Origin of the sequence: Sphingosinithalassobacter tenebrarum, assembly GCF_011057975.1 — a bacterium.
GTDB classification, from domain to species: Bacteria; Pseudomonadota; Alphaproteobacteria; order Sphingomonadales; family Sphingomonadaceae; genus Sphingomonas; species Sphingomonas tenebrarum.
Genome location: NZ_CP049109.1, coordinates 321,541 through 342,898, shown reverse-complemented (window position 1 = coordinate 342,898; position 21,358 = coordinate 321,541). Strand labels below are relative to the sequence as shown.

At 60.8% G+C, this 21,358-nt stretch carries 17 protein-coding genes; 8 read left to right on the top strand and 9 right to left on the bottom strand.

The window, feature by feature from the left end; all coding sequences use genetic code 11:
* Positions 1–375: 375 nt before the first annotated feature.
* From G5C33_RS01720 to G5C33_RS01685, 8 genes are all read right to left on the bottom strand, one after another.
* Complete coding sequence (locus G5C33_RS01720) at positions 376–1,920, bottom strand: FAD-dependent monooxygenase (protein ID WP_165325625.1); 1,545 nt, start codon at positions 1,918–1,920, stop codon at positions 376–378.
* Between the two features lie 520 nt (positions 1,921–2,440).
* Positions 2,441–3,640 carry an acyl-CoA dehydrogenase family protein gene (locus G5C33_RS01715; protein WP_165325624.1) on the bottom strand — a complete coding sequence of 400 codons (1,200 nt, stop codon included), beginning with the start codon at positions 3,638–3,640 and terminating at the stop codon, positions 2,441–2,443.
* A 245-nt stretch (positions 3,641–3,885) separates the two neighbouring features.
* Positions 3,886–4,929 carry an amidohydrolase family protein gene (locus tag G5C33_RS01710; protein WP_165325623.1) on the bottom strand — a complete coding sequence of 348 codons (1,044 nt, stop codon included), beginning with the start codon at positions 4,927–4,929 and terminating at the stop codon, positions 3,886–3,888.
* A 183-nt stretch (positions 4,930–5,112) separates the two neighbouring features.
* Positions 5,113–6,135, bottom strand: a complete 1,023-nt coding sequence (locus tag G5C33_RS01705; protein ID WP_165325622.1) for an MBL fold metallo-hydrolase — start codon at positions 6,133–6,135, stop codon at positions 5,113–5,115.
* A 96-nt stretch (positions 6,136–6,231) separates the two neighbouring features.
* Positions 6,232–8,586: a TonB-dependent receptor gene (locus tag G5C33_RS01700; RefSeq protein WP_165325621.1), complete on the bottom strand. Its 2,355-nt coding sequence runs from the start codon at positions 8,584–8,586 to the stop codon at positions 6,232–6,234.
* A 166-nt stretch (positions 8,587–8,752) separates the two neighbouring features.
* On the bottom strand, positions 8,753–9,718 hold the full coding sequence (locus tag G5C33_RS01695; protein WP_165325620.1) for a VOC family protein: 966 nt from the start codon (positions 9,716–9,718) through the stop codon (positions 8,753–8,755).
* A gap of 14 nt (positions 9,719–9,732) precedes the next feature.
* Positions 9,733–10,593: a fumarylacetoacetate hydrolase family protein gene (locus tag G5C33_RS01690; protein WP_165325619.1), complete on the bottom strand. Its 861-nt coding sequence runs from the start codon at positions 10,591–10,593 to the stop codon at positions 9,733–9,735.
* Complete coding sequence (locus G5C33_RS01685; protein ID WP_165325618.1) at positions 10,590–12,176, bottom strand: bifunctional 3-(3-hydroxy-phenyl)propionate/3-hydroxycinnamic acid hydroxylase; 1,587 nt, start codon at positions 12,174–12,176, stop codon at positions 10,590–10,592. The genes G5C33_RS01690 and G5C33_RS01685 overlap by 4 nt, the downstream gene beginning before the upstream one ends.
* A gap of 199 nt (positions 12,177–12,375) precedes the next feature.
* On the opposite strand from G5C33_RS01685, the gene G5C33_RS01680 reads away from it, so the two are divergent.
* From G5C33_RS01680 to G5C33_RS01665, 4 genes are all read left to right on the top strand, one after another.
* Positions 12,376–12,867, top strand: coding sequence for a flavin reductase family protein (locus tag G5C33_RS01680; protein ID WP_165325617.1), 492 nt, complete (start codon positions 12,376–12,378; stop codon positions 12,865–12,867).
* Between the two features lie 102 nt (positions 12,868–12,969).
* Positions 12,970–13,662, top strand: coding sequence for a TetR/AcrR family transcriptional regulator (locus G5C33_RS01675; RefSeq protein WP_165325616.1), 693 nt, complete (start codon positions 12,970–12,972; stop codon positions 13,660–13,662).
* Positions 13,663–14,051: 389 nt separating this feature from the next.
* Positions 14,052–16,349 (top strand): TonB-dependent receptor, encoded by a 2,298-nt coding sequence (locus tag G5C33_RS01670; protein WP_165325615.1) that lies wholly within the window; start codon positions 14,052–14,054, stop codon positions 16,347–16,349.
* 65 nt (positions 16,350–16,414) lie between these two features.
* Positions 16,415–17,131: a nuclear transport factor 2 family protein gene (locus G5C33_RS01665; protein ID WP_165325614.1), complete on the top strand. Its 717-nt coding sequence runs from the start codon at positions 16,415–16,417 to the stop codon at positions 17,129–17,131.
* Between the two features lie 238 nt (positions 17,132–17,369).
* On the opposite strand, the gene G5C33_RS01660 is transcribed toward G5C33_RS01665, so the two are convergent.
* Positions 17,370–18,308, bottom strand: a complete 939-nt coding sequence (locus G5C33_RS01660) for a LysR family transcriptional regulator (RefSeq protein WP_165325613.1) — start codon at positions 18,306–18,308, stop codon at positions 17,370–17,372.
* 136 nt (positions 18,309–18,444) lie between these two features.
* Between G5C33_RS01660 and G5C33_RS01655 the strand changes: the two genes are divergently transcribed.
* The 4 genes from G5C33_RS01655 to G5C33_RS01640 all read left to right on the top strand — a co-directional run bounded on the left by G5C33_RS01655 (position 18,445) and on the right by G5C33_RS01640 (position 21,302).
* Positions 18,445–18,744, top strand: coding sequence for a muconolactone Delta-isomerase family protein (locus G5C33_RS01655; RefSeq protein WP_165325612.1), 300 nt, complete (start codon positions 18,445–18,447; stop codon positions 18,742–18,744).
* A gap of 13 nt (positions 18,745–18,757) precedes the next feature.
* On the top strand, positions 18,758–19,516 hold the full coding sequence (locus G5C33_RS01650; RefSeq protein WP_206518614.1) for an SDR family NAD(P)-dependent oxidoreductase: 759 nt from the start codon (positions 18,758–18,760) through the stop codon (positions 19,514–19,516).
* 124 nt (positions 19,517–19,640) lie between these two features.
* Positions 19,641–20,573, top strand: coding sequence for an SDR family oxidoreductase (locus tag G5C33_RS01645; protein WP_228275162.1), 933 nt, complete (start codon positions 19,641–19,643; stop codon positions 20,571–20,573).
* A 57-nt stretch (positions 20,574–20,630) separates the two neighbouring features.
* The gene (locus G5C33_RS01640; protein WP_165325611.1) at positions 20,631–21,302 is read left to right on the top strand and encodes an MBL fold metallo-hydrolase; all 672 of its coding nucleotides are present in this window, start codon (positions 20,631–20,633) and stop codon (positions 21,300–21,302) included.
* The last annotated feature ends 56 nt before the right edge of the window (positions 21,303–21,358 follow it).

The following is a 21,358-nucleotide window of genomic DNA, read 5'->3' as shown; positions in this document are numbered from 1 at the left end:
ACGTCGCGCGGCCTTTGCGTAATCGCCAGCCCCACAGCGGTCTGATCTCAGCCAGCGCGACATCAAATCCGAGTGGCAGGGTGGAGATCACTCGTGCTGCTTCGCAGGCATGGAACCCCCGGAGCGATAGCAAACGAATGGAGGCCCGTAAGCGGACGGAACGCGATCGGCCAGCCTTGCTCATGCGCGGCTACGGATTCAATCGAACTGGAAATGAGCGTTATGATGAAAGCTGCCTTTCGCTAAGACTGCGGTGAATACCCAAAAGTCCCAATAATGGTCGACTGCTATGCCGCGCGACAGCATGATGAACAGAAATAGATGTTAGGGATCGCTTCGGGCGGTCAAATGTCGGTTATGTCGGCGCTTGCCGAACTACCTCTCCGGCTCACCGAACCAGCGTGACATTGCTCGTATGGCGCCCTCAGCGTCAGCGACACCTTCGCTGGCCCAGGCCACAAAACCATCGGGGCGCACGAGCAGCGCGCTCAAGCCCAGGCTGTTCTCGACGTCGCCCGAAACATAGTTGAGGCGTCCGTGCCAGCGGCTCGCGATCACCCGCAGCGGTTTGTCCGGAGCGAAGTCCAGCAGCAGGCCTTTCCCTTCGCGCAGGCGTTCGCCCACTCTTGTCCCGTCGGCCAGTTCAAAATCGGGAACGCTTCGGCCGACGATGGGATGGCTGCCCCCGAGATCGTAGCGCAACGATATGCCCCATATGCGCTCGGCGAAATAGGTCGCGCCATCGCGCGTCGCCATGAGATCGCGGACAATGGCTTCGAGCGCACGCGTGCTCGGCGTGGGCCGCATGAGCGCGACCTGCGCGCGCGACCAGTCGAGAATCCGTGCGCCCTCCGGATGCCGTTCGGCGGCGTAGCTGTCGAGCAGTCCCGCCGGTGCTTCGCCCCGGATGGTGGCGGCCAGCTTCCAGCCCAGGTTCATGGCGTCGCCAAGACCGAGATTGAGGCCTTGGCCGCCGAGAGGCGAATGGATATGCGCGGCGTCGCCGGCGAGCAGTACATGCCCCTGGCGGTATATCGTCGCCTGGCGCGCGCGGTCGGTCCATGTGGTAGCGAGCTGGAGGGATGTCAGAGCGACGTCGGTGCCGGAAACCCGGCGCAGCACCGCCTGCACATGCTCGCGCGTGATCGGCCGTGATCGGTGGAAGGCGCCTCGATCAAAATCGACCATCGCGATCGTGCCCGGCTTCGCGTACGTATACATGCCCGTCGCGGTGTAGGTGCGTCCGGGGCTGAGCGCATCCGGATCGGCCAACTCGGCCAGGACGGAATAGCCGGTAAATTCAGGGTCGGTGCCGACGAAGTCGAAGCCGCCGGCCTTGCGCACGGTGCTGCGGCCACCGTCGCAGCCGACCAGCCAGCGTGTTTGGAACATCTCGCCGCCAGCGCTGACAATTACGCCGTCGGACATTTGATCGAAACCCTCGACGCCGACACCGCGCCGGATTTCCGCCCCCAGCGCGACCGCCCTTGCCGTCAGGATGGTTTCAAGAGACTGCATGTCCACGGCCAGGTTGACCCCGGCCGGGCTCGGCAATCGGAAGGCCCATCGCGACGTATCGACATCCTCGTGGAAGAACGGGATGCCGGCGAAGTGGCCCGCCGGCCGGCGCTGCTGCTGCTGCCAATGGGAAGCGGCCCTGGTCACGCCTGAGGCATCGTTCGCGCGTTGGGCCGCTTCGATGTCGTCGAGCAGGCCGCGGCGATAGAAGGCCTCGAGGGTCGGCGCCGACAGGCCGCGCATGCCGAAGGGCAGCGACTTCAATGGCGAGGCCGGATCCTCGGCCTGTTCCAGGACGAGCACGGATACACCTGTCAGGCGCAATTCGCAGGCAAGGAACAGCCCGACCGAACCGGCTCCGGCGATGATGACGTCATGAAGGGTCGGTTGGGAAAAAGACATGATTGGCTCCTGCGTCGAATAGTTCGACCGGAGCGTTCCTCGCATTCGAGACCACACGGACGAACGAGCGGGCGCCTGTGCGGCGTCCAGTGTTCGTCGCGGGGATCTCGGGCACGAAGCCAAAGACCAGAGCTTTCGTTACCGAAAGGACTTGGGCTGACCAGACCAAGTCTGCCTTTTCCGACACGGGGCATATACCGTGGGTGGCTTCGGGTGGCAACGGTCGGAAGCCGGGACAACGGCAAGCCTCGACCGTGCCCTTCCTCATCCGAAGCTGCATCAGCTATTGGGTGCTATCAACGCGAGATCGAATGTCCGCACCGCGGCGCGGGCACGCGCTGCTTCGTCGGCCGCGGCGTCGCGCGTCGCAACCTCCCGATCGAGTGAACGACACGCTTTCAAGGTCCGCTTGACATCGCCGAGCGCGGTCAACACCGCTTCGCGGGAATCAGCTTCCGTTGGCGCCGGACGCCACGGCAAGATCGGGGCCGTGGAGTCAGTTGGTTGTCGGCCGGTGTTTTTAGACAAGCATGAGCGGCGGTTCGACTCCGGCAGCCATGCGGCCATAGAGCTCGAAGTTGCTGGGAACCGAGACGAGAGGGTGCATGGTCCCGACCTTCACATCCTGCCAGAGCCGGTTGGCAACGTTGCTGAGCCAGGAAAAGGAGCCCCCGCTCGCGGTGGCGAGGATGTCAACGCCTTCCCACATCAGCCTTTCGGCAAATGCGGTATCACGACGAATCTTCGCGCGAAGCATCATCGGCATGTATTCCGAGGTTCGCGACCATTCATCCATCTCGCGCACGCCGTCCTCGATCAGCAGCCGCGCCGTCTCGATCTTGGCAGTGGCCTCGCCGATCTGCAGATGGGTCACCGGTGCCTCCGCAGCTTTAGTATAGGGCGTCAGCTTGATGTCCCGACGGGGCAGCGTTTCCATAAACCGCTCGATCATGTGCAGGCTGGCGCCCAGTAGCGGATAGGTCAGAATGTTCGCCATCAACGGCATGAACGCAACGCGAGGTGCCGGACCTTCGTAGGTGCGTGGTTGGCTACCTTCTGCCATAGGCTCCAACGGAATGATCCGATCATGTGGAATAAACAGATTTTCCGCGCTCACATTGGTGCTGCCGCTGCCCCGGATGCCGCTCGTATTCCAATCGTTGAGCAGCTTGACCTCGCTCATGGGCACGAGCGCAATCCCGGGGCCGGTCTCCTCGCCCTTGTCGTCGTACATCGGCACGCCGAGGAGATCCCAACCGGCCTCGTAGACGCCCGAATTGAAGAACCACATTCCCTTTTCGATGTGGATGCCGCCTTCTACGGGCCGTGCCGTTAGCGCGCGGCCGGTGAAGATGCCGGCCACCGATGCGCCAGGTTTCGAGAAGACTTCGTTGACCACATGTTTCGGGAAGAAGCTGGATAGCGCCCAATTGCACGAGGCGACCAACGTGACTGCCCAAGCGACACCTGCATCACCCCGGCCGATCTCGGTGACCGTTTGCATCCATGTCTTCATGTCTGCACCCAGGCCGCCATATTCCTTCGGAATAGTCAGCCTGTATGCGCCTGCTTCACGCAGCTTGGCTACGATGTGCTCGGGGGGACGTGCCAGCTTGTCCGATTCTGCTTGAGCTTCTCGTAGCTCCGGCACCAATGCTCGCACTGCAGATACGACGTCAGCGGTGTTAGGCGAGAGCGGGAGGGGTGCGAGCGTTGCCATTGGCCAATCCTCATAATAGACGTTCTGTGTTTTATGTGACCTAATACCTTGGTGTGCCGCCGGTCAAGTGTCTTGTGCGGGGGCATGGGCGATAAGCGGCATGCGTGGTCCAGCCGACCGCAGACACGGCCGGGGCGCAGTCAAACGTTGGGAGCAGACGGTGCAGGCGGCCCGTGATGCCAGCCTTCCCATATAATAAAGCTGAGTATACCAAAAATGCTGCGAATGGCCCGGGGCGGGTGCTGTCAGGTGCGTCGCAGTCCGAGCAACTGCTCCGCATTACGATAGGCTATCGCTTCTTTTTCGTGCGGCGGGATTGGGAGCTCCTCCAGCCACTGCCGCGCGCCGTTAAGCGTCAGATACGGATAGTCGATCGAATAGACGATGCGGTCGATCCCCATGACCTCGCGCACGAATTGGAAGTGCGGAAGGTCGAGCATGCCGCTGGGACCGACCCAGACCTGATCGCGATAGGATTTGCTGATCGTCCGCGACAGCCCAGTCACATCCGGCGGCATCGTGTCGTCCATCCGCTGGAGGTAAAACGGAACCATCTCGCCCCAATGACCACTGATAATCTTGAGGTTTCGGTGGCGATCGAGCGCTCCAGACAAGATCAGCCGGATCACTTGAATACCGGCTTCGTGATGCCAACCCCAGCCGAACAGCGAGAATCGCGCCGAAACGTCAGGGTCGAAGCCGGAATAATAGGATCGCTGTACCGAGTGCAACGGCGGTCCCGGATGGATATAGATTGGTGCGCCGAGTTCCGCGAGCGTCGACAACACCGGATCGAACCGCGCATCATCAATGAAGTGCTCGCCGCCCGGACGCCCCGTAAGCATGGTGGCGGGCAGACCGAGCTCGCGAACGCAGCGCTCAGCTTCACGCACCGCACCATCGGGGTCCTGCCAAGGCAGCGTGAAAAAGGCGGAGAACCTGCGCGGATGGCGGGCTACCGCCTCTGCCAGTCGGTCATTCGCACCTCGGGCAAGGTCGACGGCACTCCCTTTGTCAGCGAGTTGCGGCTCGTTGCTGAGCGATACAACCTGCATGTCGATGCCGGCCTGATCCATCGCAGCCAGGCGATTTTGGAGCGGCTCGGTGGCCGTCTTCATCGAATCGGGAAGGAAGGTAAGCTGCGGTCGATCGGATCCCGCAAGGTCCGGGTTGTCGCGATAGCGGCTGCCAATATCCTTCACGTAAGGGACCTCGGCGAAAAATGCTTCCTGCACCGCCTGCGCGACGACAGGGTCGTTCACATGCTCCTCAAGGCAGATGATTCGCATTTGGTTTGCTCCAATCTGTTGTGTAGGTTGCGGTAAGTTGTCCGGCTCTGGTTTATGCTGCGGGACTGCACTGCCGATCGCTCTCGACGGCAATGTTGCTGCCAAGGCCGCAGTTGCCAAAGCGAGTACGTTCCGTCGGCCCGTCTTCGAGTTTCGATCAAACATCGCTGCTTCCTTTTCGGTTCAGATCACCATGAGATCGTCGCCGAGGATGACCTCGCCCGAGAAATGCTTCTTGGCCTCGTTGATCCAGGTCGCTGGAGGCACGACCGGCCTGTCGGCGCCGGGTGTCAGGTGGGACAGGACGAGAGTTTTGACGCCGGCTCGCTCGGCGACGATCCCCGCCTGCTCGGCGGTGGTGTGGTCGCGCAGCATATGATCCATGATTGTGGCATGTCGTTGCGCGGGGGCCTTCCCGCCTGCCAGCACATCGATCATCCGGTCGAGCGCGGGCACATACATGGCTTCGTGAACCAGCACGTCGGCGCCTCGCGCCAGTTCCACCACTGACTCGGCCATCACGGTATCGCCCGAAAAGGCGATCGAACGATTCTGGAAATCGAACCGATACCCCAAAGCAGGAACGATCGGCGGATGTTGTACGAGTGTGGCGGTCACGCGCACATTTTCATCGGACATTACTGGCCCTCCGACAGCGACCTCGTGGACGTTGATCGCTGGAAAGGGCGGAACCTTCATGTCCTCGACCCACAGATCCGTGGTCCATTTGATCGATTTCAGATAATCGTCCGTGATCTGCCTAAGCGGCGGCGGACCATAGGTTTCCAAGCTGCCGTAACGGCCTTGTATCCACGCCATAAGTAGCAGCGGCCCATATTCGGCGTTGTGATCGGGATGGTGGTGCGTGATGAAGACGCCCTTGATCGACTTGAAGTCGCCTCGAGCCTGCGCAATCCGATTCGACACCGTCATGCCGCAATCGACCACATAGGTTGCTCCGTTGCTGATCAGCAGGTGAGACGTCATGTGACGGCGTTGGCCCAGGATCGGCCCGCCGCCCGTTCCTAACAGGACGAGTTTGGTCCCGCTGCCATCGAGCCCCTGCGGTGCGCGTGGATGCAATGTTGCGTGCGTCTGTGCGGCGAAGGCATTGGGAACGAGATCGGTCATGCCGACCGACGCCGCCAGTGACGCGATCGTCCCGCCCTTCAAAAGGGTACGCCTGTCCGCCTTGAATTTGTCCATCGGTGCCGGTCTCCCTTGCTTTTGTTGCGACTTGCGTTCGGTGCGAGGCGCGCTCGGCGCGACCGGACCGGGAGTTGATGGCCGTAAGCGAAGCGATCAGTAGCGGAAGCTCGCGCGCACGCCGTAGGTCGCGGGCAGGCCGGCAAGACGAGTCACCATGTCGGTCTGGCGCGAGACGTTGATCCAGTAATATTCGTTCGTCACATTGCGCCCGAATATCTCGATACGCCATTTGCCACCGTCTTGCTCGACGCCGGCGCGCAGGTCGATCAGCGTCCTGCTAGGTAATTTGAACTCAGCATTTTCGCCGAATGCGGAAAAACTGGAGGACTGGTAGGCGACCGAACCGCCCAGATAGGGTTGCCACGAGCCTCCCAGGTTGAAGCGATACTCGGCATCCAGATTGCCCTGCCACTTCGGTGTCGCCGGCAGTTGCTGGCCCTTGATATTGATCGAAGCCGCGAACGGATCGTTGGTGAAGAAGTCCCGCGACACGCGCGAGTCGATATAAGTTCCCGAAGCGTTGACACGAAGCGCGGGAACCACTTGCCAGGCGAGGCTGAGTTCGACGCCGTCGATTTTCGCCTTCGGGACGTTGATCAACGCGGGAAGGTTGGCGAATGGGGGGTTCAGGACATAACCTTGGATTTGTTTGTCATCGTAGTCGTAATGGAAGCCCGCGCCATCGAACTGCATGCGGCCATCCGCCAGCGTCAGTTTAAAGCCCGCCTCATAGGCCATCACCGATTCCTGGACGACGGGATTGATCTGTCCGTTGACGGCGAAGGGAAGTGTCGCGAACCCGCCGGATTTGAAGCCTTTGGTGACGTTGGCGTAAAGAAGCGTGCGTCCGGTAGGCTCCCAGCTGACGCCGGCACGCCAAGCGACATTACCCTGATCGAGCGAGCGATGGACGATGCCGGTCGGCTTGAAGGTCACAGAATCGAGCGTGAAGCATTCGCCGGGCCCGATCACCGTCGGGGAGCCGCTGAGCATTGAGGAGACCCTGCTGAAGGAGATCGCAAAGCTTCCGTTCCCACCATCGCGGGAACACCCTTCGTAGCGCCGGGTCTGGCTGGTGTAACGAACCGATCCCTGCAGCGTCACGCCGCCACCCAGCGCATAGTCGACGCTGCCGAAACCGGCGTAAGTGTTCACTTTCTGATGGTTGATGTTCCGGAGGTCAGTATTGTGATTGCCGGCGAGAAACGAGCTCGTGCTTTCGATATGACCGACACTCTCCTCGAAGAGCTTGCCGTACTGGTAGTAGCCGCCGAGCATGAGCTTGAGGGGACCTTGGTCAAAAGATGCGCGCAATTCCTGGCTGAAGATGTCGAGATCGTCGTTGAGCACGTTCTGGAGATCGGGATAGTTGGTACCATCCGGGTCTGACCGGCTTGAGCCGTCATAAGAGATGTAGGACGACAGCGAGGTGAGCATCAGTTGGCCCGTGACGTCCCATTCGCCCCGTAGCGCAGCCTGAAAAAACCTGTCGTCGCGACGCAGGTCGAAAGCCGGATCCCAATCTGCCGCCCGGGCCTTGTCCGGGGCCGGCTCATAGGCGGAAAGGACCGCATAGGCCGGCGGATAGCCGCCGCTCGCGGTGGCCGGTACGAATCGCTGGAACTGGGCCGCCTGGGCTTCCGACCGGTCCTTCCATCCGTTGATGTTGAGTTCGAACCGAACTTCGGGATCGGGCTCCCAGTCGAGGAGCAACCGTCCGACATTGAAATTGCGCTTTCCGAGCCCCTCGTCGCGGGTAGTGCTGTACTGCCAGTCGCCGCGCTGTTCCGTACGAGCAGCTACGCGGATCCCAAGCGTATTGCTGACCGATGTAGAGACGAAGCCACCAATCTCCAACTGATCAAAACGCCCGTACAGCGCGTCAACGCCCGCCGCGAAGCTACTTGTCGGCTTGGCCGCGATATAATTGACCGCGCCGCCAGTTGCGTTCTCGCCGAAAAGCGTGCCTTGCGGTCCCTTGAGCACCTCGACCCGCTCGACGTCGAGCGATGCTCCGCGCGTGAGAATGGATAGCGGTAGGGGAACCTGATCAACGTAGACGCTCACTGCCGGTTGCGCGATGCCGGATGTATCAAAAAAGCTGATGCCACGTAGACCATAGACTGGCGTGCCATACGGGCTCTGCTGATAGGTGAAACCGGGCACCAGCTTGGCGAGCTGGGATGTGTCGGTCACGCCGACCTTTGCCAGTTCTTCGCCGGTAGCTGCCGTGATCGAGACCGGCACATCGTTGATACTCTCAGACCGCTTCTGCGCCGTTACCACGATTTCGCCAACGGTGTCGGGTTCGGCAGGTGCATCCTGCGCGTCGCGTGAGCCCGTAGCAGGCGGAGAGGTGGTCTGGGCCGATGCGGTGCTTGCGCCGATCACAAGCGCGACTAGCGAAACACCGATTGCATATACCGACAGCTTCTTTGTGATCGCCATGTAGCATTCTCCCCAATGCGCACCCGTTGCAGGCGTCGCTGATCGCCACGGCTCTTGACGGCCGCATCAGGGTAAAAAAGCACAACGTGTCCATGATGACAACCAAAAAGAGACGCGTTGTATATTATGAGAAGCCCAGAGTTGGTTAGGGTCGACGGATCGGGTGTCAAGCGGTCGCCGTTTGGCGCATCGCTGCTTGCTGGAAAGGCGCTTCGTCAGCTTCATAATTATGGACGAAATCATCCGGTACGCCGGGGCCCCAACTGGCCAGACTGTCTTCCAACGAGTAGTTGGTGGGCGTCCATCCCGCGTAATCGGCGATGTGGTCCATGTCGGAATAGTATTCGAACCACGAGCCCCACGGGTCCTGAATGTAGTGGAAGAAATTGGACCCGATCGTGTGCCGGCCGAATCCCCAGTCTCCACGCTTCGCCTTTTCGAGCAACGCCGCACCGCCGCGCCCGACCTCGTCGGGATCGTTGACCTGGAAACTGGCGTGGTGAAAGCCCACGCCGGGCGACTTGGCAAAGGCAATCACATGATGATCGCTGCCCTGCTTCGTGCACGTGAAGGCAATGATGTCCTCGGATCGATCGGCCAAGCCCATGCCGAGCGCATCGGTCACGAACGCGACGCTGCGCAGCACATCCGGGCTGAATACCAGAACATGGCCTAGCCGCAGTGGCTTAGCCGGCGCATAGGATGCCTTGGGAAGGATCGCCGAGCGGCCGTGGCGCACGATCCGGCCGGGAGCGTTGATCGCGAACGCCTCGCCAGTGGCAGACGGCGGTGCATCGGGAGCCTCATCGACGAGTTGGAGGAGCATGCCATGAGGATCCTCGACCCACAGGCCGTCTTCGAATCGTTCTGGCGACGCCACGACCTTTCCGCCGTTCCGGGCGACAGCAACCGCCATGCCGTCGAGCTCGTCGGCGCATAGCGAGATATGGTGGAGGCGCTTGCGCGGTGCGCCCCCGACCAGAACAATAGACGGCCGCACTTGGTCGGGGCAGCGGAGATAGGCGGTATCGCCTCTGATGTCGGCGACCAGGCCCGCGTCGGAGTAGAAGCGGATTCCAGGGTCGAGATCCGGAACCTCAAGCGTAAATGATAATAGGCCTCGTACAGCCATGATTGTCTCTCCTCTCAATCGCTTGGATGAACGACTCGATTCTCAATGGCGCCGATCTGTTCGATTTCGCAGCGCACGACATCGCCCGGCTGCAGGAAGATGGGCGGCTCCATGCCGACGCCGACGCCCTCCGGGGTTCCAGTGGCGATCAAGTCGCCCGTCTCAAGCGTGAATGCGGTCGAAAGATAGGCGATCTGCTCCCACAGGTTGTGGATCATCGCAGAGGTGCGGTTGTCCTGGCGCAATTCCCCGTTAACCCAGCTGCGCAGCCGCAGGTCGTGCGGATTGGAGATTTCGCCGGCGGTCACCAGCCACGGGCCGATGGGGCCATGCGTATCGAACGACTTGCCCATCGTGAAGGTCGGCGTGTGGAACTGCCAGTCACGCGCGGAGACGTCGTTCGCCACCAGGAAGCCGAAGACATGCTTCGGCGCTTCCTCCCTGCTCACGCGCTTGGCAGGATGTCCGATCACCGCAGCGAGTTCGACTTCATAGTCCAGCTTTTCGGTAACGCCCGGATCGATATCATCGTAGGGTCCCGTGACGCAGCTCGTCTGCTTATTGAACCAGGTTTGATGCTGTGCTCGCGCCACGCCGAGGCGGTCGGCCTCCTCGAGATGCTTGGCGTAATTCATGCCGATCGCGAGATATTTTCCCGGCCGCTCGATTGGAGCGAGTAGCTTGATTTCGTCCAGCGCAAGGCGCGGCGCGAGCCGGGCAACGGCGCGGATTTCCTCCAGCCCTTCGGGGCCCGCCGCGATAATGTCACGCATGGTCGATAGGGACAAACCGCCAGCGGTAAGATCGGCGATCCGGTCGTCCTCAACCAGACCGAGCCCGGGGGCGTCCTCGCTACCGAAACGAGCCAGCTTCATGATATCTCCGTCGTTGTAAGGTCGAAAAGCCGCACGCCAGCCGCCGCGAGATCATCGGCAAGCGCAAGCGCCAGGCGATCGAATGCTGCGGCGTCAGCTGCGCCGCCGTAGACGTAGAAGTCCGGGCGAACGATCATTCCCGCCCATCCATGTTCATCCAGGAAATCGTCGATCCGACCGTCAAGGTCGCGGACCGTGCCGTCTCCCTGCCCAAGACGGACGGCGCGCAGTGGAAGACACGACAGCGCGTCCATGGCGGTCGCGGGATCGATTTCGCGCGTGAACAGCAGAAAGCCGCCGCCGCCGTCGAATGCATCAAGGCGCATTGTCCGCCCTTCATGTTCAAGCGTGACGTGCGGCGACAAGAGACCCGCACCCGGCTGCAGGGCATCGCCATCCGGCCGATAGAGCAATCCATCGGTCAGGTGGGGAAAATCAGGTGGCGGCGGCGCAGTACCTTCGAAAAAGGCTCGATCCCGCTCTGCGGCAGCGTCGGCATCGGGAACGCAAATCATCTTGCCGAGATAGATCGATAGATTGGTCAGTTGCCGGACATGCGGCTGCCGCTCTGTCTGATAGCTGTCGAGCAGGCGATCATCCGCTCGGCCGTCGAGCACCAGCCCGAGCTTCCACGCAAGATTCCAGCCGTCGCGGAGCCCGGCGCACATGCCCTGCCCCATAAACGGCGGCATCACGTGGGCGGCATCGCCCGCGATCAATAGCCGGCCGTCCCGCCATTTGTCGGCCATCAGCGACCGGAAGTTGTAGATCTTGTGACGAATGAGTTCGACCTGCGCTGGACCGGCCCACGGGGAGAGCAACTCCCAGACCTTTGCTTCGCTTTCCAGTTCCTGCGCCGATTCGCCGGGAAGTCGCATGAACTCCCAGCGACGATAGATACGATCGCCGCTGATGCCGGCGGGCACGATGGTGGTCGGTCGTTCGGGGTTGCAATATTGGCCGGCCGCCGGGATGCCGAGTTCCTCGATGGTGACACCGGACTTCAGACGAACGTCGATTACAAGCCAGTCGGCTTCGAAGCCGCGATCTTCCTGACCGCTTCCGATGGTGCTGCGGACCAGCGAATTGGCCCCGTCGCAACCGATGACGTATTTCGCCGACAATTGCCGCTCGTCCACGCCGTCCTCCCGCAGCGTCACGACGACTCCGCTTTCGCCCTGTTCGACAGTGATCACTTCGCATCCCAGATAAAGGTCCACGCTCGACTGCTGTCGAACGGCATCGTCGAGCGCCTGTTCAAGCGTCGGCTGGTGAACGAAGTTTACTTCGACGCCCCCTGAGATCGACGGCTTCGACCAGTCGATCGCAAGCAGTTCCTTCCAGTCGGCGTTGAACCACTGATAGACAGGACCTGGCTGAGTCACTCTGGGAAGCGCATTCTCCAAGCCAATCGCTTGAAGCACGCGGTAAAGCTCGTGATCGATACACACGGCGCGCGGCAGTGGATATCGCTCACGCCAGCGCTCGCAGACCGCCACACGCCGGCCCTGACGCCCCAGCATAAGCGCCAACGCCTCGCTGACGGGGCCATATCCGACCTGAATAATGTCGTAGTCTGGCATCCTCGCATCCATTTGGCCGGCTTTGCCGGCTCGCCAAGTTCAGATCAGGCCCGCAGGGCGCCCCGATTCATAATGGACATTATGTATATTTCAAGCTGTTTTTCCACCCGCTGCCCGAGGGCCGGGGGAATTGCATCGGCTGTGGAACGGTGATAATATACTCCATGTCTATTATGTAATTTGCGCGGAGAGGTGGTGCATGATCGATCCCAAGACCTTCCGGACCGTGCTCGGTCACTACCCGACCGGGGTTTGCGTAATCACCTCGATCGAAAGCGGGGATCGGCCCATTGGTATGTCGATTGGATCGTTCACTTCCGTATCGCTCGATCCACCGCTGGTCGCCTTTTTCCCCGGCCGCCAATCGTCAAGCTGGCGCCGAATACGTGCGACTAGACGCTTCTGCGTCAATGTCCTGGGCGACCAGCAGCAGGCTCTATCGCGTCGATTTGCTACTCCCGCAGAGGATAAATTCGCCGGTGTCGCGCATCGCATCTCAGGCATGGGCCTCCCGATCCTGGAAGGTGTGGTCGCCTGGATCGATTGCGAATTATATGCGGTGCATGAGGCGGGGGATCACGATATCGCGCTTGGTAAGGTCGCCGCTTTGGCAGCTGAGCCCGCGGCGCGCCCACTGCTCTTCCACAAGGGAGACTATGGCCGGTTGCACCCGATTCCACGGGCTGCGTGACAATGTCACTGTCGGAATGGTGGGGAGGAATTGACTTTATGACGTTGCATCACATCGTCCAAGCCCTACGATCAAGCGCCAAGACGGGGCAGGAACGTTCGAGTGGTAGCAGCAATCAACGAAGATCATCGTGTACGGGTGGCGAAGATGCGCCGGGAGCGAATGGTCGCACGGCTGCTACAAGCGGTGATGGAATGCTATGCGGAGCATGTGCTCACCGGACCGCCAACTGTTGACGAGGTAATCAGGCGGGCCGACGTGTCACGCGCGACCTTCTATAAATATTTTAACTCGGTCGACGAAGCGATCGAGCAGCGGGCCAGCGAATTGGTCGACGAAATGGTCGAAAGCCTCAAGGACCTCGTCAACGATAGAATGAAACCGATCCTGCTGTTCACTGTGTCGGTCCATCTATTTCTACTGCGTAGCGTGCTCGACAAGACGTGGGGCGCATTTGTGGCACGAAGCGACCTGCTTCGCTCAGATGGCGTGCTGTTCCAAGGCATGACTTCGCACCTTGCTGCGGCGCTCGAGGCGCACGAAGTTCGTTTCTCCGATGCCGAAGCGGCGCGGATGCTCGCAATCGGCACAATGCGCGAAGCCATTCGCGCCATATCGCAGACGGATAGCCCTCGGCGGCCTTTTGTCGATCAGGTGATGGCGATGATCCTCATAGGGCTTGGTATCGAATGCGATGTTGCCGCCGCGCTCGTCAATGAAGCGACGATCTTCATCCGGGGCGCCGCTCCGGATCGCCTGACATGGTGGCGCGATCCCTGGCACAAGCCGGGCTGATTGTTCACGATATCCCTTAGTCACTGCCCCCATTCCCCCTTTGGAATCTCGCCTACGCCGGGTGTCATACCCACTCACGGGCGGATCGCGGTGTCCGAGTCCGTAGTGCTTAGGTTCGCTGGAGGGAAGCGCACGCCTGAAAGCCGGCATCACGCGCCAGAATCTGCAATCCGCGCTCCCTGATCCTCCAATGCCACACCTTCGGTCCGTGGGCGGAATCCTGACCAATCAGGCAGCTCTAGGCTCCTCGTAATAGGCACTATGTCTCATTTGACTTGTCACAAAATACATTCCGTGTAGTATGACCCTGCCACGGCTGCTGCTGGTGCACGGCCGCGAGCAAACAATGAGACGACAGGGCCAAGCTCTGCGAGATGGGAGGATGAAAGATGCGGGGAAGCGCAACAATCCTATTGCTTGCCGTGGGGACATCGGCGTTCGCTGGGACCGCTTGGGGACAGGATGCCACTTCTGATGATGGTAGCCAGACAGGCACCTCTTCAGCCGAAGGCGCGGATAGTGCCGAGCAAAACGGAGTTGCTGAAATCGTCGTTACCGCGACGCGTCGCTCCGAGAGCTTGCAAAAGGTGCCGCTCACCGTGTCCGCGTTCGACGGCAACCGGCTCGAGACCGTCGGGGTAAAGAGCGCAGTTGACCTGCCGAACGTCGTGTCTGGCCTTGCCCTGAACAGGTTCGGGGCGGGAACGAACAGCTTCTTGCGAGGTGTGGGATCGAACAACACCGGCTTCACCTCCGAACCTCAGATCGCCACATACTTTGACGGCTTCTACTTGCCCTACTCGGGGGCGATCGCGTTCTCCTTCAACAACATCGAGCGGGTCGAGGTCCTAAAGGGGCCGCAGGGCACGCTCTACGGACGCAATTCGACCGGCGGTCTCATCAGCGTAGTGACGCGAGATCCAGGCGCGGTACCGAGGATGGACGCGTCGATAGAATATGCGAATTACGACACCGTCTCGGCAAACATCGGTGCGTCAGTTCCCCTGTCGGACACTCTGAGCGCGGGTTTCGCCTTCACCAGTACCTACCAGGCGGACGGATGGGGAAGGAACATGTTCACGGGTAGCGAGACCCAGAAGCTCGACGAGAAGGGGGTTCAGGGCAAGATCGTTTGGAGACCTTCGGGCGCGACCAAGGTGACTTTGGAGGGGTTCTACGACCGGCTGGCCACCGATCAGGGAAGCGTGGTCGCGATCTTCCCGGGAGCGGTGGGGAGTGATGGCACGCCGTATCTGGGGGAATATCGCAGTTCTACCCGCGACGATCCACGCTTAAGCGTGGAAACCTACCTGGTTGGAGCAAAGATCGAGCAGGATCTCGGCTTCGCCGACCTTACCAGCCTGACTGGGTATCAGCACAGCTTTTCGCCCACCATGCTGACGCAGAACGGCCAACCTGGCAAGCCGGTGGCCGGGCAGTCCGCCTCGGTACTGGATCTGACCGCGAAGAGCCGGACTATAACGCAGGAGCTTCAACTCCGGTCTAAGGTCGGCGACTCACCCTTCGACTGGATCGCAGGGTTCTTCTACTATAACAATGACAACCGCATCTCGGCGGCGACCTATGGAACCTGCGTCGATGCGATCTGCGCCCCCGCGCCGCTTCCCATCCAGACCATCAGCTATCCGAAGACTCGATCCTATTCAGGCTACGCGGAGGGAACCTACCGCCTAACGGAAGCCACGCGATTGACTTTGGGCCTGCGCTACACGGATGACGAGATTTCGATCACCGGGACGACCGTGCCCTTTCCCGGGCGGCCGAATACTCCCGCGGCGCTTCCGGGCAGCGTCGTCGTCAGCCCCGGCGACCCCTATCCGGGGAATCCCGACGGCATCGTCACGAACACGAGCTTCGGCAAGTTGACATGGAAGGCCGTGCTCGCCCACGATCTGACGCCTGACGTGCATCTCTATGCGTCCTACAATCGCGGGTTCAAATCCGGCAGCTTTAATCCAACCGTCTTCAGCAACCAGCCTTCGCGACCCGAGGTTCTCGACGCCTTCGAACTGGGCGTGAAGTCCGAGCTCTTCGATCGACGGCTTCGTGCCAACGTGGCTGGCTTTCATTACGACTACAGAGATATTCAGGTCCGCACTACTGCGCCGCCGGCGCCGCCGGGGCTCGCTATCCTGTACAATGCCGCGGCTGCACGACTGAATGGCGTCGACGCGGATTTTGAGTTGAAAGTGGTTCCCGGCCTGACTCTGACCGGGAGCGCCGAGTATCTCGACGCGAAATATACGCAGTTCTTGGGTGCGAGTTGCACTACTCCGCGCCCGATCGGCGGCGCGGTTTTAGGAGGCAATGCCGGTTCGGTTTGCGACGTCTCCGGCAATCGGATGATCAACGCCCCTCGTTTCTCCTACACCATCGGCGCCAACTACCGGTTCGACACCGGGGTCGGGGAGTTCGCCCTCGCCGTGAACGATTCACACCGATCGCGATACTATTGGGATCCAAGCAATCGATTGACTCAGGAGCCCTACCACCTGCTTAACGCCTCGCTGACTTGGACCAGCATCGATCGTCACATCGATGTCCGGTTTTTCGCGAAGAACCTGACGGATAGCTATTATTTCGTCACAGCGCAGCAGGCGGCGAACGACGTTTACGTCCCAGGTGCGCCCAGGACCTATGGCGTGGAGGCCGGCGTCCATTTCTGAGTTTCAACTGCCCCTAGCACCATGGCGCATTAAGCACACGCCGGCGAAGCGAAGGAGAAATTGAAATGAAGAGCGAGGGAGGTTCGGTTCAACCAAACCGCCGCCAGATGGTTGCCTCAGCACTCATTCTGGCGGCAGCCGCCCCCGCCAAGGCAGATGCTCGACATGAGCGTGAGCCGAGCGGAAATGATAATAACCTCACTGCTAAGCTGCAGGTTTCCGACTTGATCAACCGCGAGCGGAATGCGCGGGACGCTGGCGATTGGGGGGAGATGACCGCATGCTGGCGCGCTGATGCGATCGTGGATGTATCCTGGTTGAAGGGCAGCGCTCCCGAGTTCATTGCTAGGACGAGGCGCAACGCGGCGTCCGGCAGGGTCACGCTGCATTCCCTGTCACCCTCGGTCGTCACGCTGCAAAGCGATCGAGCGATTGCGGAGACACCTTGTCGGCTGGCCAGCTTCGTTCCCATCGACGGGGTGGAAGTTTGCATCACCGGATATGTCCGTCTGCTTTGGCGAGCGGATCGAAAGGAAGGCGACTGGGGCCTCGCCGGATTGCGGATGATCTACATCCGCGACACGATGGTGCCGTCTGACCCAAACGACCAACCCCAAATCAACTCGACGGAACTATCAGGGTATCGGGCCTCCTATCGATGGCTAAGCTATGCGCTCGCGCGAACGGCGAACAAACCTCGCGACGATCTTCCAGGCATCGACAGGCCGGAGACCGTCGCTGCGATACGCGAAGCCCAGTCGGAATGGTTGGCTGGAATCTAGCAAGTAAGCTAAACGGTTCATGTGGATTGGATGGCGCGCGGCGACATCTGATCCAGATAGGCGACGTAGAGACTAAACGCGATGATCCGGGCAGGCCCTCATGGAATGGAATGCCTACATTCCTCGATGGCCTCGCCGCGAAGTAACAAAGGTTTGGCAGCAAACCCGGTGGCAGGCTTTGGCTGACTTGGCTGCGAGACGGAACGACAGCGGAAAGACCGCCAACAGGTGCCAAGCATTAAGCGTTGACCACAAGCTCGTCCCATGGCGGTAGCTTGGGAAATATCTCGTCCAGATAGTCGAGAAATGCTCGGACGTTGGGATTGCCCCGGCGGTTCTCCGGCCAAAGCGCGGTAATGCTTGACCTCTCGACGGCGAACCGCGTCAAGATCGGGATCAGCTTACCCTGCCTGACGTATTGCGCTGCGATGTAGGGTGGGGCGACGCCGATTCCGCCGCCGGCAGCGAGAATTGCCAGCACGGCATCACCGGAATCCACCGTGACTGCGGCGCGGGGAATTACTTCAACCACGCGCTCCCCGACTTGGAAAGGCCATCTCGACGGCTGACCGGAACTCTGGAACCTGAAGTTGACGCACTCATGCTCCGAAAGCTCGTCCGGGTGAGTGGGCGTGCCGCGCCGTTTCAGGTAACTTGGGGAGGCGAAGGCACAAAGCCGGTGCGGCGCCAGCTTGCGCGAAAGCAGCTGTGAATCGACGAGATCGCCGACCCTGATCGCCACGTCGATGCCTTCGTCTACGATGTCCGTGCGGCGATCGTCGAGACGGAGATCAATCTCCAGCTTCGGAAAGCGCTCTCGGAAGCCGGGAATAGCGGGTGCGAGGAGATTGGTTCCGATTGGCAGCGGTGCAGTCACTCTCAGCGTGCCCGACGGCTCGGCTCGAACCGCTAGGGCATGCTGCTCTATTTCCTCTGCTTGCCGAAGTAGCAGCAACGCCCGCTCGTAAAGGTCGGCGCCTTCGGATGTGAGCGTCAGGGACCGCGTCGTTCGGGTGAACAGCGACAGGCCGAGTTGGAGTTCCAAGCGCCGAACGCTCTTGCTTACTGCGGATGGCGAAATCGAGAGCGACTTCGCGGCGGCGGTGTAGCTGCCCAGCGACGCGGCTCGGGCGAATGCGATCACGCCTGTCAGCCTCTCAAGAGCGATCTGTTCCATCGAGGAATAAGTGAAGCGAATTCAGCCGCCATTATCAAGAAAATTCAAGTCGCCACATACTCCCAAGCACCTGATCGCCACTGGCCTTAGAGCCAGGATCGGCGGCAAATTCATTAACGCAAGGGAGACTGCGGTCATGCAGTTCGTCATATTCGGCAAGTTCAACGACAAATACGCCGCCATGTCGCCTTCCGAGCAGAAGAGCGGAATTGAGGCAGAGTGGGCGAAGTCACGCGAGTATTACTCACGCGGTTATTTGCGCGCGATCTGGCTCTTCGAAAACGATGAAGGGATCATGTCATTGTTCGACGCCGAATCTCGCGATCACATGGAGATGCTCCTCGCGGGTTATCCCGGGATGCAGCAGGGATTCGTCACCGCAGAAATCCGCGGCATCGAACCGTATAGCGGATTCTTCCCGGAACTGGCCAAGTAGCGGAGATCGAGACGTGAGTGGAAAGATCAGCATAAGCGTGGAAGATCGGGTCGCCTTGGTGACCGGCGCGGCAACCGGCATCGGCGCGGCAATTGCGCAGGAACTCGCCGCACAAGGTGCGCGCGTCATCGCCGCTGACATCAAATGGGACGGCGCCGATGCGGCGAACAGCTCGATCGAGCGCATCACTTGTGATGTCGCCGACAAATCCAGCGTTCAAGACTGTGTCGCCGCGATTGAAGATCGGCACGGCGGTGTGGAAATCCTCGTCAACAACGCGGCATTGGCCACCTCGGTGAAGTTGCAGCCTTTCGAGAGCATCGATCCCGAGGAATGGGCCCGCGTTGTTTCAGTAAACACGCTTGCTCCCTTTCTCTGCAGTCAGGCGGTGGTTCCGCGGATGCGGGAGCGGAAATGGGGACGGATCATCAATCTCACCTCTGCCGCCATCTTTACGGCTGTCCCGTTCATGCTTCACTACGTGACCAGCAAGGGCGCCATCGCCGCGATGACGCGCTCGCTAGCAAAGGAGCTTGGCGGCGACGGGATAACGGTCAACGCAATCGCGCCAGGCCTCACCATGACCCAAGGAATACGCCGGAACACCGGCTATTCGGAGGAGATGCTGGCCGGTGCGGTGGCGATGCGCTGTCTGCCGCGAGAGGAGTTGCCCGAGGATCTTACCGGCGTCTGCGTGTTCCTCGCGAGCGAGGCCTCGGCGTTCATGACGGGGCAGATCGTCGCGGTCGACGGTGGCTCGGTCTTCCATTGAACATCCCAGAACCCGGACGTTCGGATCCGATGGCAGCGGATTTCGCTCTCGACGAGCCTAATGGGTCAACCTTCTATGGTGCCGGACGTGAAGGGCTACACCGACTATCCGTTGGCGATGCTCGATGGTCGCTTCTCTTCAGCATCCGGTTCCCACACTTTCTGATGGAGGAAACATGCGAGTCTTCCTAACTGGAGCCACCGGCTTCATCGGATCTGCCGTCGTCCTCGAACTCATCGAGGCCGGACATCAGGTCGTTGGCATGACGCGATCCGACGAGGGGGCATCGCGGCTTCGCGCCGCAGGTGCCCAAGCCCATCGTGGCGCGCTCGAAGACACCGAGAGCCTGAAGCGCGGCGCCTCCAGTGCGGATGCGGTCATTCACTGCGCGTTCGACGACTTTTCGGATTTCGTTGCGAGTTGTGAAAAGGATCGGCGGGCAATCGAAGCGATCGGCTCCGTGCTGGCCGGATCGGAGCGTCCGATGATTGTCACGTCGGTAATTGCGGCGGGTCTCACGAATCCAGGCGATCTGGCCAAGGAGGATGTCGTCAGCACCAAATTTACCGGTCCTCGCGTCTCGGAGGCTGCGGGCCGCGAACTGGCAGACATGAGCGTAAACGTATCATTCGTGCGGCTCCCTCAAGTTCACACGATCGTCAAGCAGGGGTTGGTCACGTGGCTGGTCGGCCTGCTCAAGGCGAAAGGCGTTTCAGCCTATGCCGGTGATGGCTCCAATCGCTGGCCAGCCGTGCATCTGTCCGATTTGGCCCCGCTGTACGTGCTGGCACTGGAACGGCAGGTGCGCGGCGCTTGCTACAACGCAGTTGCCGAGGAAGGCATCGCGCTACGGGATATCGCCGAAACGATCGGTCGGGCATATGGCGTACCTACCGTCTCGCTGCCGCCTGAGGACGCAGCTGGCCACTTCGGATGGCTCTCGACCTTCGTGACACTGGACATGCCGGCATCGAGCGCTCTGACGCGCGAGTTGCTGTCGTGGGAGCCGACCGGTCCCGGGCTGCTGAGCGACTTGCAGACACCTCAGCCTTCCTGATCCCCGACAGCAACGCGGTTGATCAGGAGCGCGTCGCCGCATCGAATTGGAGTGCTTATGCCGTCCGAGCTGTCTTCCCCCAACAACACCACGGGACTCCAGTCCTCGATCCGGGGCCTCCATGCGACGCCGACGGCTCCGCTGCCCTACCTCGATGGCGTCGTGGTGCGCTCGTTCGTCCTGGAGCGCGCGCAGGGGAATATCATCATCTACAATTCGCCGGGCATCACCGCTGCGAAGAACGACATCCTCGCCCTGGGCAGGACGGATCGGCTTCTGGTCAATCACTGGCATGAAGCGATGTACGGTGCACCCGACCTCGATGTGCCCATCTTCGTGCACGCGGATGATCGCCGGCGAACGGATTTGCCAATTGCCGGCACCTTCTCGGAGCGAAGGAAAATCACGGAAGACCTAGAGGTGATCCCCACCCCCGGTCACACGGCCGGTGCGACCACGTTTCTATGGGACAATGGCGAGCATCGGTTCCTGTTCTCCGGAGACACCGTCTGGGTGCAGAACTCGGAATGGAAGGCCGTGCTGCTCGATGAGGATGCCCGCGACGCATATATCGACAGCGTCCTGCAGTTGATGGGCCTCTCCTTTGATTTCGTCGTGCCGTGGGGAAGCGAGGAAGGACAGCCATATGGTTACTGGTCCACCAGAGCCGAGGCTGAGCAAAAGCTCGGAAAGATCATCGATCGTCTGCGACGCGGAGAGAATGCGTAATAGCCGATACGCGAGGTCGCCGACCGTATTCCGCCGAGCTTCCAACATGTAGGGCA